This window comes from Streptosporangium sp. NBC_01639, from assembly GCF_045209755.1.
GTDB lineage: Bacteria > Actinomycetota > Actinomycetes > Streptosporangiales > Streptosporangiaceae > Streptosporangium.
This window is the reverse complement of record NZ_CP109272.1, coordinates 5,479,197-5,495,257: the sequence shown is the minus strand read 5'-3', so window position 1 is coordinate 5,495,257 and position 16,061 is coordinate 5,479,197. Positions and strand designations below refer to the sequence as shown.

At 70.6% G+C, this 16,061-nt stretch carries 12 protein-coding genes and 1 tRNA gene; 7 read left to right on the top strand and 6 right to left on the bottom strand.

Annotated features, from left to right (window positions below; genetic code table 11):
* Positions 1–116: 116 nt before the first annotated feature.
* A tRNA-Gln gene (locus OHA77_RS25195) sits at positions 117–191 on the bottom strand.
* A gap of 324 nt (positions 192–515) precedes the next feature.
* On the opposite strand from OHA77_RS25195, the gene OHA77_RS25190 reads away from it, so the two are divergent.
* The 4 genes from OHA77_RS25190 to OHA77_RS25175 all read left to right on the top strand — a co-directional run bounded on the left by OHA77_RS25190 (position 516) and on the right by OHA77_RS25175 (position 5,732).
* The gene (locus OHA77_RS25190) at positions 516–1,457 is read left to right on the top strand and encodes a fatty acid desaturase (RefSeq protein WP_326825760.1); all 942 of its coding nucleotides are present in this window, start codon (positions 516–518) and stop codon (positions 1,455–1,457) included.
* Between the two features lie 280 nt (positions 1,458–1,737).
* Complete coding sequence (locus OHA77_RS25185) at positions 1,738–2,763, top strand: TetR family transcriptional regulator (protein ID WP_406311950.1); 1,026 nt, start codon at positions 1,738–1,740, stop codon at positions 2,761–2,763.
* 34 nt (positions 2,764–2,797) lie between these two features.
* On the top strand, positions 2,798–4,861 hold the full coding sequence (locus OHA77_RS25180; RefSeq protein WP_406311949.1) for an RNA degradosome polyphosphate kinase: 2,064 nt from the start codon (positions 2,798–2,800) through the stop codon (positions 4,859–4,861).
* Positions 4,854–5,732: an NUDIX domain-containing protein gene (locus tag OHA77_RS25175; protein ID WP_406311948.1), complete on the top strand. Its 879-nt coding sequence runs from the start codon at positions 4,854–4,856 to the stop codon at positions 5,730–5,732. Before OHA77_RS25180 ends, OHA77_RS25175 begins: the two co-directional genes overlap by 8 nt.
* A gap of 13 nt (positions 5,733–5,745) precedes the next feature.
* Here the strand turns inward: OHA77_RS25175 and OHA77_RS25170 are convergent, their stop codons facing one another.
* Together OHA77_RS25170 and OHA77_RS25165 are read right to left on the bottom strand one after the other, a co-directional pair.
* Positions 5,746–7,224 (bottom strand): CHAD domain-containing protein, encoded by a 1,479-nt coding sequence (locus OHA77_RS25170; RefSeq protein ID WP_406311947.1) that lies wholly within the window; start codon positions 7,222–7,224, stop codon positions 5,746–5,748.
* 89 nt (positions 7,225–7,313) lie between these two features.
* On the bottom strand, positions 7,314–8,066 hold the full coding sequence (locus OHA77_RS25165) for a trans-aconitate 2-methyltransferase (RefSeq protein WP_406311946.1): 753 nt from the start codon (positions 8,064–8,066) through the stop codon (positions 7,314–7,316).
* Positions 8,067–8,135: 69 nt separating this feature from the next.
* Here OHA77_RS25165 and OHA77_RS25160 point away from each other — a divergent pair, with 69 nt between their 5' ends.
* Positions 8,136–8,678, top strand: coding sequence for a MarR family winged helix-turn-helix transcriptional regulator (locus OHA77_RS25160; protein ID WP_326825766.1), 543 nt, complete (start codon positions 8,136–8,138; stop codon positions 8,676–8,678).
* 31 nt (positions 8,679–8,709) lie between these two features.
* On the opposite strand, the gene OHA77_RS25155 is transcribed toward OHA77_RS25160, so the two are convergent.
* The 3 genes from OHA77_RS25155 to rsmA all read right to left on the bottom strand — a co-directional run bounded on the left by OHA77_RS25155 (position 8,710) and on the right by rsmA (position 12,656).
* Positions 8,710–10,515 (bottom strand): ABC-F family ATP-binding cassette domain-containing protein, encoded by a 1,806-nt coding sequence (locus OHA77_RS25155; protein ID WP_406311945.1) that lies wholly within the window; start codon positions 10,513–10,515, stop codon positions 8,710–8,712.
* Positions 10,516–10,813: 298 nt separating this feature from the next.
* Positions 10,814–11,716, bottom strand: coding sequence for a 4-(cytidine 5'-diphospho)-2-C-methyl-D-erythritol kinase (locus OHA77_RS25150; RefSeq protein ID WP_326825768.1), 903 nt, complete (start codon positions 11,714–11,716; stop codon positions 10,814–10,816).
* Positions 11,717–11,810: 94 nt separating this feature from the next.
* Positions 11,811–12,656 carry a 16S rRNA (adenine(1518)-N(6)/adenine(1519)-N(6))-dimethyltransferase RsmA gene (gene rsmA, locus OHA77_RS25145; protein ID WP_406311944.1) on the bottom strand — a complete coding sequence of 282 codons (846 nt, stop codon included), beginning with the start codon at positions 12,654–12,656 and terminating at the stop codon, positions 11,811–11,813.
* A 219-nt stretch (positions 12,657–12,875) separates the two neighbouring features.
* On the opposite strand from rsmA, the gene OHA77_RS25140 reads away from it, so the two are divergent.
* Positions 12,876–14,588 (top strand): serine/threonine-protein kinase, encoded by a 1,713-nt coding sequence (locus OHA77_RS25140; RefSeq protein WP_406311943.1) that lies wholly within the window; start codon positions 12,876–12,878, stop codon positions 14,586–14,588.
* On the top strand, positions 14,585–15,958 hold the full coding sequence (locus tag OHA77_RS25135; protein WP_406311942.1) for a hypothetical protein: 1,374 nt from the start codon (positions 14,585–14,587) through the stop codon (positions 15,956–15,958). Before OHA77_RS25140 ends, OHA77_RS25135 begins: the two co-directional genes overlap by 4 nt.
* Positions 15,959–16,061: the final 103 nt, after the last annotated feature.

The window sequence follows — 16,061 nt, the reverse complement described above, 5'->3', positions numbered from 1 at the left end:
ACCAGACATCCACCACCAGGGCAACATCCGGTAACCCACTCGACAACGTGAGGATACCTTCCCCGCCGGGAACCCTCCCAGCCGACCAGCCCAGTCAATAAAACGGACAGAAGCGATGGCTCCGGCACCAGGACTCGAACCTGGACAACAAGGACCAAAACCTTGCGGGCTGCCAATTACCCAATGCCGGACCGACATGGCGGTTCGGACAGGATCCGACCACCTGGCCCCCCTACGATACCGAGCCCTCGGCGTCGAACGCGCCTCGTTTTGCGTCATCGTCGGCCATGAAGGGGGCCAACTGGGGTAACGACCTCACAGACCTGGTACCGAGCGCACCGTTTAGCAGGTCAGACGGGTGGTAGACAAGACATGAAACCACTATTGGTTCCCTCTGCGAGAGTCACCTTCCCCATATTAAACAGTTGGGGATTCCTAACTTACGATGGCGTAGGTTACGGTGGCGTAGCCAGACAAAAGCCCGTTGCCCTTCTCCGAGCTACGCGAGGTAGCGCATGACCGTCGTCGCAGAACGTCCTGGTCCTGGCCCCAAACCCGAAGCCGATCCCGAGCGGAAGACCCGGACTGAGATCATCACCTTCGGCGTGGTGGTGGCCGCGCCGCTGATCGCCCTGCTCACCGCCATCCCATTCGCCTGGGGGTGGGGGCTGGGCTGGAGCGACATCGTCATCGCCGGCGTCCTCTACGTGATCACCGGCCTGGGCGTGACCGTCGGCCTGCACCGCCACTTCACCCACGGATCCTTCAAGGCCAAGCGCCCGCTGAAGATCGTGCTGGGTGTCGCGGGCAGCCTGGCGATGGAGATGTCGGTGCTGGACTGGGTGGCCACCCATCGCAAGCACCACAAGTTCTCCGACAAGGAGGGTGATCCGCACTCGCCGTGGCGGTTCGGGACCGGGTTCCGCGCCGTGACCAAGGGCCTGCTCTGGGCCCACATGGGCTGGCTGTTCGAGGCGGACCGGGCCAACCGCGAGAAATACGCTCCGGACCTGGTCAAGGATCCCGACATCGTCAAGCTGCACAAGCTCTTCCCGGTGCTGGCGATCACCACGATGGTGCTCCCCGCGGTGCTGGGCGGCCTGTTCACGATGTCCTGGTGGGGCATGGCGACCGGCTTCTTCTGGGGCACGCTGGTCCGGATCGGCCTGCTGCACCACGTGACCTGGTCGATCAACTCCATCTGCCACGTTTTCGGCGAAGAGGTCTTCGAGTCCCGCGACAAGTCCCGCAACGTCTGGTGGCTGGCCATCCCCTCGTTCGGCGAGTCCTGGCACAACCTGCACCACTCCGACCCGACCTGCGCCCGGCACGGCGCGCTCCGGGGCCAGATCGACCTCAGCGCGGGTGTGATCCGCTGGTTCGAGAAGGCGGGCTGGGCCCATGACGTCCGCTGGCCGACCCCCGAGCGACTGGCGGCGAAGCGCATTGCCGCCTGACGGCCCAGCAATCACCGCCCCGGCGGCCCGAAACACACCACCGCCACCTGACGGCCCAGCAATCACCGCCCCGGCGGCCCGGAACACACCACCGCCGCCCGACGGCCCGACAGCGTCCGCCCCGGCGGCCCGGAACACACCACCGCCGCCCGACGGCCCGACAGCGTCCGCCCCGGCGGCCCGGAACACACCACCGCCACCCGACAGCCCGACAACCACCGCCCCGGCGGCCGGAGCCACGGTTCCCGCCTCACGACCGCAGGACGTCATTATTAGAACCGTGAGCGAACCTCGACGACGTATGTCAGGCAAGGAACGCCGGGAGCAGCTGATCCAGATCAGCAGGACCCTGTTCGCGGAGAAAGGATTCGACGGGACGTCGGTTGAAGAGATCGCCGCGAGCGCCAACGTCTCCAAACCGGTGGTCTACGAGCATTTCGGCGGCAAGGAAGGCGTCTACGCGGTCGTCGTCGACCGGGAGATGCAGAAGCTGCTGGCCATGGTGACGGAGGCGCTGTCGGCCTCGCACTCATTGATCAAGCTGGAGCGGGCCGCCCTGGCCCTGCTCGCCTACGTGGAGGAGAACAGCGAGGGCTTCCGCATCCTGGTCCGCGACTCGCACGCGGCCTCGGGGACGGGCACGTTCGCCAGCCTGATCAATGACATCGCCAGCCAGGTCGAAGACGTGATGGTCGACGAGTTCGCCGGACGGGGCTACGACCCGAAACTGGCGCCGATGTACGCGCAGATGCTCGTGGGCATGGTGGCGCTGACCGGCCAGTGGTGGCTGGACGTCCGCAGACCTCCACGCGAGGAGGTGGCCGCGCACCTGGTCAACCTGGCGTGGAACGGCCTCGTCGGGCTGGACCCGCGTCCCCGGCTGACCGCCTCCTCCCGCGGCATGGAGCAGCGCCGGGCGCAACTGCCGCCACGCCCGACCGACAAGGAACTGCGGGAGATGGGCAAGGCCCGCGAACGGGAGCTCAAGGAGCAGGAGAAGATCCGCGAGCGGGAGCGGCGCGAGGCCGAGAAGCTGGCGAAGGAGCAGGAGAAGGCGCGGCTCCAGGACCGGCGGGACGCCGAGAAGGCCCGTGAACGGGAGCTCAAGGAGCAGGAGCGGCTGTTCAAGGAGCAGGAGAAGGCCCGCGAGCGGGAGTTCAAGGAGCAGGAGAAGATCCGGCAGCGGGAGACCAGGGCCGCCGAACGGGAGGCCGTACGGCAGGTCAAGCTCCCCGGGCGCACGGACGAGACGGAGCCCGACGGTGATCCAGCGGATAAGCAACAACGACCGTTGCGACGAAATTAACGTTAAGTTCAACTAAAGCGGGCATTCTGCTCATATGTCCGCAGAACCCGCACTAGCCGCCGACGAAGGACCACCTCTTCCGCAGGAACGCTTCCTCAATCGCGAGGAGAGCTGGCTGCAGTTCAACCAGCGGGTTCTGGAGCTGGCGGAGGACTCCTCCCTCCCCCTGCTGGAAAGGGTCCGGTTTCTGGCGATCTTCGCCAGCAACCTGGACGAGTTCTTCCGGGTGCGCGTGGCCGGCCTCAAACGGCGGATGGCCACCGGACTGCTCCTGCGGACCAAGAGCGGGCTGAAACCCCGCGAGGAGCTGGCCCGGATCGCCGCCATCGCCGACGACCTCGCGCAGCGGCACTCGGCCTGCTTCCACGACCGGCTCTGGCCCCAACTGGCGGCCGAGGGCATCCAGATCATGCGCTGGGAGCATCTGGGCCGGGACGAGCGGACCGAGATGCGCAAGCTGTTCCGGGAACGGATCCGGCCGGTGCTGACACCGCTGGCCGTCGATCCCGCCCATCCTTTTCCTTATATTTCCGGTTTGTCGCTCAACCTGGCCGTCACCGTCCGCAACCCCGTGACCGGTCACACGGTGTTCGCCCGGGTGAAGGTGCCAAGCCAGCTCCCCCGTTTCGTGGCGGCGTCCAAGGATCGCTTCGTCCCGCTCGAAGAAGTCATCGCCGCGCACCTCGGTCAGCTCTTCAAGGGCATGGAGATCGTCGAGCACCACGTCTTCCGGGTGACCCGCAACGAGGACCTGGACGTGGACGAGGACGTCACCGAGAACCTCATGCAGGCCCTGGAGCGGGAACTCCTCAAGCGCCGGTTCGGCCCGCCGGTCCGGTTGGAGGTCGAGGACACCATCACCCCCGCGGTGCTCGACCTGCTGGTGGACGAGCTGGGAGTGGCCGAACACGAGATCTACCGGCTGCCCGGCCCGCTGGACCTGACCGGGCTGCACGCCATCGCCGACCTCGACCGGGGCGAGCTGAACTTCCGTCCCTTCGTGCCCGCGGAGGTCATCCACGTCGAGGACGACTTCTTCGCGGTGCTCCGCGAGCGGGACGTGCTGCTGCACCACCCGTACGACTCGTTCTCCACGAGCGTGCAGCGGTTCATCGAGCAGGCGGCGGCCGACCCGAGCGTGCTGGCCATCAAGCAGACGCTCTACCGGACCAGTGGCGACTCGCCCATCGTGGACGCGCTGGTCGACGCGGCCGAGGCGGGCAAGCAGGTCGTCGTGGTGGTGGAGATCAAGGCACGGTTCGACGAGCGCGCCAACATCACCTGGGCGCGCAAGCTGGAGCGTGCCGGCTGCCACGTGGTCTACGGGGTGATGGGGCTGAAGACCCACTGCAAGCTGGCCCTCGTCGTACGGCAGGAGCCCTCCGGCGAGCTCCGTAACTACTGCCACATCGGCACCGGCAACTACAACCCCAAGACCGCCCGCGTCTACGAGGACCTGGGGCTGCTCACCGCCGATCCACTGGTCGGCGAGGACGTCACCGACCTCTTCATCCACCTCACCGGATACTCCAACCACTCGGCCTACCGGCGGCTGCTCGTCGCCCCGCACTCGATGCGCGGCGGGCTGCTGGCCAGGATCGAGCGGGAGATCGCCCACCAGCGGGCGGGCCGCCCGGCCGGTATCAGGATAAAGACCAACTCCCTGGTGGACGAGCCGGTCATCGACGCGCTCTACCGGGCCTCGACGGCGGGCGTCCCGGTGAACCTGTTGGTGCGCGGAGTGTGCACGCTGCGGCCGGGCGTTCCGGGGCTGTCGGAGAACATCCGCGTCAGGAGCGTGCTGGGCCGGTTCCTCGAACATTCGCGGATCTACGAGTTCGGCCGGGGACGCAGGCCGGAGATCTGGATCGGCAGCGCCGACCTGATGCGCCGCAACCTGGACCGCCGGGTCGAGGCACTGGTCAAGGTCGCCAGCCAGCAGCAGCGGATCTACCTCAGTGGCCTCCTCGACCGGGCGATGTCGGAGGAGACCTCCACCTGGTGGCTCAACTCGGACGGAACCTGGACCCGGCACCGGGGCGAGGACCTGCAGACCCATCTGGTCGCCACCCGGCGATGGAGGACGATCGATGACTGAGCCCGACGTCCATCCGACCGACATGATCCGCGCCGCCGGGGCGGTGGTGTGGCGGGGCACGGAGTCGGCACCGGAGGTCGCACTCGTTCACCGGCCGAAGTACGACGACTGGACCTTCCCCAAGGGGAAGCTGAAGCCCGGCGAGCACGTCATCGCCGGGGCGCTGCGGGAGGTGGCCGAGGAGACGGGGATCACCGCGCTGCTCGGCCGGTCGCTGCCGCCGATCCACTACCTGAAGGGCAGACGGCTCAAGCGCGTCGACTACTGGACCGCCCGGGTGGCTTCCGGGCGGCGGTACACCGCGGTGGACGAGGTCGACAAGGTCGTCTGGCTGCCGGTGAAGGAGGCCAGGCGGCGGCTGACCTACGAGTGGGACGCCGGACTGCTCCGCGCGCTCACCGCGGTCCCCCTGCGGACCACGCCGCTCATCCTCGTCCGGCACGGGGTGGCCGGATCGCGCCAGGAGTGGGAGGGCGACGACGACGAGCGGCCGCTCGACGAGGCCGGCCGGATGCAGGCCGAGGTGCTGGCGGACGTGCTGTCCGGCTACCACCCCACGGAGCTGCTCAGCTCTCCCAGCAGGCGGTGCGTGCAGACGCTGGAACCGTACGCCGAACGGACCGGGCTGGAGATCCGCCGCGAGCGCCTCCTGTCGGAGACCCATTACGACCCCCGCGCCTCCCTGCGCCTGGTCACCGGGGCCATGGCCGCGGAGAGGCCCATGGTGATCTGCAGCCACGGCAAGGTCCTGCCCGAGCTGATCGCCGGACTCTGCGACCGGCCGGGAGACGCGCAGCTGCGCAAGGGCGCGTTCATGGTGCTGCACCGCGCCGGAGGCAGGATCGTGGGCATGGACCGCTATCTCACCTGAGTGAGCCGGCGGCTCACAGGAGCTTGGCGACGGCCTTCGTGGTCTTGGACCAGAGACGCGGGAACTCCTCGAAGGCGCGCTCGGCGGCGGCCCGTTCCAGTCCGGTCAGCACACCGTAGGTGAAGGTGTCCTCCCCGAGCCGCCGGGCGGCCTCGGCCTCGGCCCCGAGCCGTCCCTGGGCGACGACGCCGTCCAGGTGAGCGCCCAGCATCTCCTGTACGGCCTCCGCCCGCCCGGCGAGCTTCCTCATCCCAAGCGCCTCGGCGGTGTAGCGGGCCCGCTTGGCCGCCTTGCGCACGTCGTGCATGGCGGGCTCGCGTGCAACGGGGTCGCCGGCCGCCTGAGCCCTGGCGTAGGCCCTGAGGACCCGCCGCCAGCTCTTGGCGACGACGGTGTCCAGCGTGCCGGCGGGTCTGCCCGCCGCCTTGGTGAACGTGGGTCCGCCCGTCAGGTCGTCGAGGGAGTCGAGCAGGGCGAAGTAGCGTTCCCCGCCGAGCATCTCCCTGACCCGGTCGTAGGCCTCGTGCTCGGCGTCGAGCAGGTCGGAGCTGAGGCGCGCCCTGACCGGGCCCACGATCAGCTCGCCGTCCAGGCTGTCGAGCCTGCGGGTGAAGCGTTCCCGGACGACTTCCAGGTCACGTACTTCGCCGAGGATCCGGCCGAGCCACTTGAGCTCCTCCTGGAGGTGCCCGGTGCCCTCGACGATCGAGGCGAACGACTTCAGCGCGCTGCGGAGCCGGCGGCTGGCGACGCGCATCTGGTGCACGGCGTCCTCCTCGGCCCGCCGTACCTGGGGATCCTGCGCGAGCAGCGCGTCCACCTGGGCGGAGAGATAGCTCATGACCACCTCTCCGGCGGAGCCCGGCCTGGTGGCGGCGCGCGGCGGCCGGGGGACGGGCGCGGCGGTGTCGAGCAGCCGGGCGAGTTTGCTGGCGGAGTCCGCCGGAGCCGCTCCGGCCTTGACCAGCCGCTTGCCGACCTTGCGGAGCAGTTTCCCGTCGCCTTCGACCAGCTCCGCCTCGACCTCACGCCAGCGCTCGACGTGCGGTTCGGCGCCGAGCACGGTGCCCTTGACCTGGTCGTCGGCGATCTCCACCAGCCGTACGCCCGCGCCGTTGACCAGTGTGGTCACCCCACGGCGGGTCTGGAGTTCGGCGATCGGCACCAGGGGGACGCCCCGGGTGTAGGCGAGCACGAGCTCCGCCAGCTCAGCTGGGACGATCTTGGTGCTCCTGGTCAGGGGGTGGGTGATCTCCTGCCGGACGCCCTTGGCCTTGGGCAGCTTGAGGTGCCAGCCCGCGTCGGTCCCGCCTCTGCGCCGCCGCAGGGTGACCCCCCGCGCGGCGAGTCTCAGATCGGGTGTGTCGTAGTAGAGCGCGACAAGCTGGTAGGTCCTGGGGCCCACCACGTCGGTCACTCCCGGCAGACCGGTCAGATCGGGGAGTTCGTAGTCCACCGGTACGTCGAACTTGTCCTCGATCTCTATCGCCACAGGCCATCCCCTGTTTGCCGAGGTAAATACTTATTTCCAGCAGTATTTAATAATGCCCGGTTGTCAGTCGGGAAACTCTGGACGACCGATCAATTCTGGGCCACCACGAATATCCGGCGGAACGGGAAGACCGTTCCGTACGGCCGCCGCGGATAGGCCTCGTTCAGCAGGGCGGCGCAGTCACCGAGGAACGCCTCCGCCTCGTCGGGGGCCAGCCGGTCGAGCATGGGACGCAGGGCCGTACCGGTGATCCACCGGAGCACGGCGTCCGCACCGGGAAGCACGTGCAGGTAGGTGGTCTCCCAGGCGTCCACCCGGCAGCCCAGCGCGGTGAGCAGGTCGAGATAGCCGGCCGGGTCGTCGACCGGGGACTCCCTGGCCAGATCACCGAGCCGGTCGCGCCATCGCGTCCGGCACAGCTCGCGGACCAGTGTGTGGCTGGGAGCGTCGAAGTTACCCGGGACCTGGAAGGCGAGCCAGCCTCCGGGTGCCAGTGCCCCGGCCCAGCGCGGCAGGATCTCCCGGTGCTCGGGCACCCACTGCAGCACCGCGTTGGACACGAGCACGTCCACCGGACGTTCGGGACGCCACCGCACGACGTCCTCGACGGAGAAGGTCAGCCGCTCCCCCGCCGGAGCCTTCCCGATCATCGCGGGCGAGGAGTCGAAGCCGTGGACGTCGGCGTCCGGCCAGCGCCGGGCGAGTTCGGCGGTGAGTTCGCCGCTGCCGCAGCCCGCGTCGACCACGTGACCGGGACGCTCGGCGGATATCCTGGCGACAAGATCGAAGAAGGGCCGGGCGCGCTCGCCCGCGTAGCGGCCGTAGACGACAGGGTCCCACATATCTCTCGACATAAAGATACTTGATATCGACAAAGATATCTCGATGTCAAGAGAGATACACTCTGCCGTATGACCCTGCACCACGCGGACCACGACGCCGACCGCCCCGCGGACGAGGTCGATCGCCTGGTCGCCGCCTGGCACCAGGAGCGGCCCGACCTGGACGTGGAGCCGCTCCAGGTGCTCAGCCGGGTCTCCCGGCTCGCCCGGCACCTGGACCGTGCCCGCCGGGCGTCCTTCGCCGAACACGGTCTGGAGACCTGGGAGTTCGACGTGCTCACCGCGCTGCGCAGGGCCGGCGAGCCGTACGAACTGAGCCCCGGAGCCCTGCTGCGCGCGACCCTGGTGACGTCCGGGACGATGACCAACCGGATCGACCGCCTCGCCGCCACCGAGCTGGTCCGCAGGCGCCCCGACCCCGAGGACCGGCGCGGAGTCCTGGTGTCTCTCACCGAGGCCGGGCGGACCCGGGTGGACAGCGCCTTCGCGGACCTGCTCCGCCGCGAGCGCGAACTGCTGGCAGGTCTCGGAAAACATGAACAGCAGGCCCTGTCGGACCTGCTGCGCACGCTACTCGTCCCTTTTGACGCCACCGACACCGGAGCGCACTGAGCACTATGCCCGGCCGGAGCGGGATAAACGTTCACTCGCCAAGACGGTCGGCCACCTCCAGCCATTCGGCCTCGACGGTGTCCTTCTCGGTGATGATGTCCTTGAGCTCCGCGTCGAGAGTGGCCAGCCGGCCGTAGTCGGCGGCGGCGTCGGCCATCGAGGCGTGGAGCTTGGCCTCGCGGCTGCTCAACTTGTCGAGTTGGCGCTCCAGGCGGGAGAGCTCCTTGCGGAGCTCACGCTCCTCCTTGGCCGACGGTCCCGCCTCGGCCGCCTGCTGCGGGGCCGGCCCGGCGGCCGCGGAAGCCGGGGCGCCGGAGGCCGCCCGGGCCGACAGCGCCGCCCCCGAGGCACGCCGCGCCAGGTATTCGTCCACACCCCCCGGGAGCATGGACAGCTTGCCGTCGCCGAGCAGCGCGACGGTCCGGTCGGAGACCCGCTCCAGGAAGTAGCGGTCATGGCTGACCAGGATCAGCGTGCCGGGCCAGCCGTCGAGCAGGTCCTCCAGCTCGTTCAGCGTCTCGATGTCGAGGTCGTTGGTCGGCTCGTCGAGCAGCAGCACGTTCGGGTCGTCCATCAGCAGGCGCAGCAGCTGCAGCCGGCGCCGCTCGCCGCCGGACAGGTCGCCGACGACCTTCCACTGGGCGTCGCCCTTGAAACCGAGGCGCTCCAGGAGCTGGGAGGCGGTCCACTCCTTCTTGCCGACCTGGATGAACTTGCGGATCTCCTCGACGGTCTCCAGCACCCGGCGGGTGGGATCGAGCTCGCCCAGCTCCTGCGACAGGTGCGCCAGGCGGACCGTCCGGCCCCGCACCACCCTGCCGGAGTCGGGCTGGACCGTGTCGGCGAGCAGCCGGAGCACCGAGGACTTGCCCGAGCCGTTCACCCCGATCAGGCCGATCCGGTCCCCCGGGCCGAACTGCCAGGTGGAGTGGTCCAGGACCAGCGGGCCCTGTCCGGGGCCACCGGCGTGCAGGGTGACGTCCTCAAGATCGTAGACCGTACGGCCCAGCCTGGCGGCGGCGAACTTGACCAGCTCGACGCTCTCCCGGGCCGGGGGCTCGTCGGCGATCAGCGCCTGGGCCGCGTCGATGCGGAACTTGGGCTTGGAGGTGCGCGCGGGCGGGCCCCGGCGGAGCCAGGCGATCTCCTTGCGCATGAGGTTCTGCCGGCGCGCCTCGGAGGCGGCGGCGACCCGGGCCCGCTCGGCCTTGGCCAGCACGTAGGCGGCGTATCCGCCCTCGTAGCGCTCGACCGCGCCGTCCACGACCTCCCAGGTCCTGGTGGAGACCGCGTCCAGGAACCACCGGTCGTGCGTGACGACCAGCAGAGCGGTCTTCCGGCCTGACAGGTGCCTGGCGAGCCAGTCGATCGCCTCGATGTCGAGGTGGTTGGTGGGCTCGTCGAGGATGATCAGGTCGTGCTCGCCGATGAGCAGCCTGGCGAGCGCCGTACGGCGCCGCTCGCCACCCGACAGGCTGGCGGCCAGGGCGGTGAGGTCGATGTCGCCGAGCAGGTTGGCGAGGATCTCACGGATGCCCGCCTCACCCGCCCACTCGTGCTCGGGCCGGTCGCCCAGGACGATCTCCTGCACCGACAGCGCCGGATCGAGGTCGTCACCCTGCGACAGGGTCGCCACGTGGAGACCCCGGTTGTGGGTGACCCGCCCGCCATTGGGCTTGAGATCACCGGCGATCACCGAAATAAGTGTGGTTTTCCCGCCGCCGTTGCGGCCGACCACCCCGATGCGGTCACCCGACTCGATACCGAGGGAGACGTCGCGCAGCAGCGGCTTTGGACCGTAGGAGTGGGAGACCGACTCAAGGTTGACCAGATTCATCTAAATTCTTTCAGCGTGGAGACCCTGGATTTTAGCCCCGGGGAGGAAACGCGGCGCGGTCCGGTTGAGGAGGTTCGGCTCACCCGGCGGTGCCGACCACACCGCTGGACCTACCGCCGGGCCGGCGGGATGTGAAGCCTGTGCAGGCCACGTAAGACCGTTGGGCGGTTCCCCGTCCCCCACCTTGACCGGAACGGCCGTCGCCGGCGAAGCAGGAGGATCCGACCCGCGAGGGTGGGAACCCCCGGCTTCAGCTGCGGGGATGAAGCCAACGCCCTACAAGGGTATCCGCTCCGCCCTAAACAACCGTCGGGCCGGGAACGGGGCCGTAGGCGGTGATGACGTCGCGGGCCACGCCCGTAGCCCTGAGGGACAGGGCCACCTCCTCGGCGTGGGCCTCCGACTCGGCGAGGAAGGCGCAGGTGGGACCGGAGCCGGAGACGAGGGCGCCGAGGGCGCCGTGCTCGCGCCCGGCGTCCAGGGTGCGGGCCAGGGAGCGGCGGAGCATCACGGCGGCGGGCTGCAGGTCGTTGGCCAGCTCGGCACCCAGCGCCTTGGCGTCTCCCCGGCGGAGCGCGGCCAGCAGCGGCTCCGCCGCCCGGGGCCAGGCGACCGGCTCGCCGAGAGCCTCACGCATGCGGTCGCACTCGGCGTAGACCTTGGCGGTGGACAGGCCGCCGTCGGCCAGGGCGAACACCCAGTGGAACCTGCCGCCGACCTCCAGCGGGGTGAGCCGCTCCCCCCTGCCGGTGCCGACGGCCGTACCGCCGAGCAGCGCGAACGGGACGTCGCTGCCGAGGTCGGCGGCGATCTCCAGCAGGTCCTCGGTCGGCAGGCCGAGGCCCCACAGCTCGTTGCAAGCGACCAGCGCGGCGGCGGCGTCGGCGCTGCCACCGGCCATGCCGCCCGCCACCGGGATCGCCTTGCGGATGACCAGGTTCACGCCGTAGGACCGGCCCGCGTGCCCGGCCAGCGCGAGGGCGGCCCGGATGGCGAGGTTGTCGTCGTCGTCGGGCACCTGGTCGGCGCCCTCGCCCTCGACCCGGACGCTCATCCCGGTCTCCGCGGTGGCCGTCACCTCGTCGAAGATCGACACCGCGTGGAAGACGTTCACCAGGTCGTGGTAGCCGTCGTCCCGCAGCGGGCCGACGGCGAGCTGCAGGTTGACCTTGGCCGGCACCCGGACGGTCACGGAGTTCATGCGCGCCTCACCCCTCGCTTGCTGGTCACGGTCCCCGATCGTAACGGGGTCTCCCGCCGCCCCGGTGCGAGACGGCCTCCGCCTGGGCCGCGCCCTACGCCCGGTGCTCGGCGATCCGCGCGAAATCCTCGACGGTGAGCTGCTCGCCGCGCTCCGAAGGGTCGATTCCGGCCGCGCGGAGCGCCTGCTCGGCGGCGGCGGCCGTACCGGCCCAGGAGGCCAGGGCGGCGCGCAGGGTCTTGCGCCGCTGGGCGAAGGCGGCGTCGACGACGGCGAAGACGTCCTCGCGGGCGGCCCTGGTCGAAGGGGGCTCCCGGCGGGTCATCGCGACGAGGCCGGAGTCGACGTTGGGGATCGGCCAGAAGACCGTACGGCCGACGGGACCGGCCCGGCGGACGTCGGCGTACCAGGCGGCCTTGACCGAGGGGATGCCGTAGACCTTGGAACCCGGCCCGGCGGCCAGCCGGTCGGCGACTTCGGACTGGACCATGACCAGGATGGTGCGCAGCGACGGCAGGGTCTCCAGCAGGTGCAACACCACCGGAACGGACACGTTGTAGGGCAGGTTAGCGACCAGCGCGGTCGGCTTCTCCTGCGGCAGATCATCCGGCAGGACCCGCATGGCGTCGGCGAGCACGACGGTGAGACGGTCGGCGAACTCCGGGGCGCGCTCGGCGACGGTCAGCGGAAGCTGGGCGGCCAGGACCGGGTCGATCTCCACCGCCACCACGCCGCGGGCCTCGGGGAGCAGCGCGAGGGTGAGCGAGCCCAGCCCCGGTCCGACCTCGATGACCACGTCGTCCGGCCGCAGCCCGGCGACCCGGACGATCCGGCGGACCGTGCCGCCGTCGATCACGAAGTTCTGGCCGAGCTTCTTCGTCGGACGGATATCCAGCTTCTCCGCCAAATTACGTATCTCCACCGGCCCCAGAAGGCTCATGCTGGTTCCCCACCCGGCAGGACGCCGCCTACCGGGCCGCTGTGCCCACGGAATCGTTCGCTGCGCTCACTCACGGATCCACTCTCCACGTCATCCGACAAGTTTCGCGCATCGAACACACTGGGACGACGCGCTATGGACATGGGAGGCCTCGTTGTGGATAACGTTGCCGTACGGGGGCTTGTCAGTATGGGAGGGAATCGACCCCGTGATGAGGACGTGAACCAGCCTGGTGCCGAGGAGTTACGCCCCGGCGATCCGGAGCAGGTCGGGGGATACCGGCTGCTCGGACGGCTCGGCGAGGGCGGCATGGGCACCGTCTATCTCGCACTGGCCCCGACCGGGCGGCAGGTGGCCCTCAAGATGGTCAAGGCGGAGTTCGCGATCGAGGACGGGTTCGCCGCCCGGTTCCACGCGGAGGTGGAGAACGCCCGGCGGGTGGCCTCCTTCTGCACCGCCCAGGTGCTCGACAACGGCAACGGCGAGGACGGCCGGCCGTACATGGTCACCGAGTACATCGCGGGTACACCGCTGTCCCGTCAGATCACCCAGCACGGCGCACTCGAACCCGGGCCCCTGCACGGTGTGGCCCTGGGAGTCGCCGCCGCGCTGGCCGCCATCCACGTCGCCGGCCTGGTCCACCGCGACCTCAAGCCCGCCAACGTGATCCTGTCCCTCTCCGGCCCCCGTGTGATCGACTTCGGCATCGCCCGGGCGCTCGACGCGACTCACAGCTTCACCCAGTCGGGCGAGGTGCTCGGCAGCCCCGGCTGGTGGGCTCCCGAGCAGGTGCGCGGCCTGGAGATCACCCCGGCGGCCGACGTCTTCGCCTGGGGCTGCCTGATCGCCTACGCGGGCAACGGCCGCCACCCGTACGGCCGGGGCAACCTGCTCACCATGGCCACCCGGCTGCTGAACAGCCCACCCGACCTGGGCGCGCTCCCCGCACCGCTCGACGACCTGGTGCGCCGGGCCACCACGATGGACCCCGCCCGGCGACCCACCGCGCAGGATCTGCTGATCGCGCTGGTCGGCGGCGGGATAGCGGCACCGGCCGAGGCGGGCCCGGCCGAAACGGGCCCGGTGCCGGTGGATCCGCCCACCCTGATCGCCTCCGACGTGCTCAGCCGGTCATGGCAGGCGCCGGCCAACGTGGAGACCGACTCCACCCAGACCCTGAGCACGCCGGCCGGAGGCGCCCTCCCGGCCGCCCCGGAGCGGGCCGATACGGCCACCGCCCCGCCGGATGCCTCGTCCGCCACGGCTCCCGGCCGGTTCCCCTCCTCACCCGGCACGACTCCCGCCCCGCTCCCCATCCCACCCGGCATGGCTCCTGCCCCGCCCCATGCTCCGTCCGCCCCGCCCCACGCCCCGTCCGCCGCGGCCGGCGCCGGGGAGCGGCCGGTCCGGCGCCGGTGGCTGCTCGTCGGGGCGGCTGTGGCGGCGGCGCTGGCCGTCACGGCCGCCGTACTGGTCAACGCGAGCGGCGGAGGCGGACAGGCGGCACCACCCGCGGCCCTCGCCACCGCGGGTGCGGGTCTCGCCACGGGCGTCACCGACGTGGGCCGGCGGATCGCGACCGGCTCCTTCATCGCGGATCCGCAACTGATCATCCCCCAGGCCCCCCGGTGCAACCTGACCGGTTACCAGGGTGCCGTCCCGGCGCGCGGCCGGTTCTGCGTGATCCGGTGGACCCTGCTCAACGCGGCGGGCACGGCTTCCCCGCTCAGCCGCACCCCGCTCACCCTGGTGGACGACCGCGGCGCGGTCCACAGCCCCGAGCCGGTCTCGACGGACCTGCCGGCCACCCTGGCCCCCGGCGGCAAGGTGGACGGAGTCCTCGTCTACGACCTGCCCCCGGTCCGCAGGCCGCTGAAACTGACCGGCCGTGTGATCGAAGGGGGAAAGGAGATCGAGGTGAGGCTCTCATGAGACTCCTGACGTCTCTGCTGGTCGCAGCCGTGCTTCCGATGTCTCCTGCCCTTCCCGGGTGGACCGCCGGCTCCGCCGACTGCTCCACGGCGAGCGGGAACGACTTCGACGGAGACGGCACGGACGACGTGGCGGTCGGCGACCCGTCCGCCGACCTCGCCGGAGCCGGCGGTGCCGGAGCCGTACACGTGCTGTCCGGCCGGGGTACGGGCGGGACGGTCGTGAGCGCACCCGAACCCGGCGCGGGCGACGGTTTCGGGTGGTCGGTGCGGCTGACCCACCTGGACGCCGACCGTTGCGCGGACCTGCTGATCGGTGCGCCGTACGCGGACGTGGCGGGAGAACGGGACGCGGGCGCGGTCTACGCCGTGTACGGCGGGGCACAGCGGCGGACGGTCCGTGTGGTCGCTCCCCGGCCGGAGTCCGACGCCCATTTCGGCTGGTCCCTGGCCGCCGATGGGACGCTGGTGGCGGTCGGCGCGCCGTACGAGGACGCGGACGGGGTCACCGACGCGGGATCGGTCTACCTGTTCCAAGCCGGCGGGCTCGGCGGCGCCAGGCGGATCTCCCAGGACAGCGAGGGGGTCTCCGGCAACAGCGAGACCGGCGACATGTTCGGCTGGTCGGTGGCGATCGGCAGGCTGGGGGGTGCCGCCGGGGAAGCGGATCTCGCGGTCGGCGCGCCGTACGAGAACGACGACGGGGCGGGACGGCAGGACGGCGCGGGGAAGACCGACTCGGGATCGATCGCCGTGCTCTTCGATGTGCGCAGCTCCCAGGGGCGATACACCGGCAGGAAGTGGGATCTGCACGAGATCGTCGACACCGACGCGGGCGACCGGTTCGGCTACGCGATGGCCTACGCCCAGGAGGGGGACGTGGGCTATCTGGCGGTGAGCGCGCCGCTCGGCGACGGCGGACGGGTGAAGGACTCCGGGCTGGTCACGCTCTTCCAGGCGTCCGGCACCGCGGAGATCACCCTTGCGCGCACCTTCGACCAGGGCACGGAGGGCGCGCCGGGAGAGGGCTACGGCTTCTCGCTGGCACTCACCGCGGAGGGGGGTGTCCGGCTGGCCGTGGGTGTCCCGTTCGACGGGCCGGACCAGCGCGGTGGCGTACAGGTGATCCCGTTGGGGAACCCCGGCCAGGCTGGGCCGGTCGCCTGGGGCCGGGCCGGCGACCACGTCGGCTGGGCGGTGGGGTTCAGCGGGAACCGCCTGGTGGCCGGCGCGCCGGACCAGGGCGCTTCGGGGGCGGTGACGCTGCTGGGCCGCAACGACGCCACCGGGATCCGGCTCGCGCCCGGAGCCGGCCAGGTGCCCGTCATCGACGGTGGCGGCCCGGCCGACTTCGGCGCGGCGGTGGGCTGAGCTCCTGCGGCGGCCTGAGCCATCGCACCGGACGGCACACGAGATGACCTGAGCGGCCGGCACCGGGCCGGGCGGGCGCGCCCCCAGGGACCTCGGCGCAGCG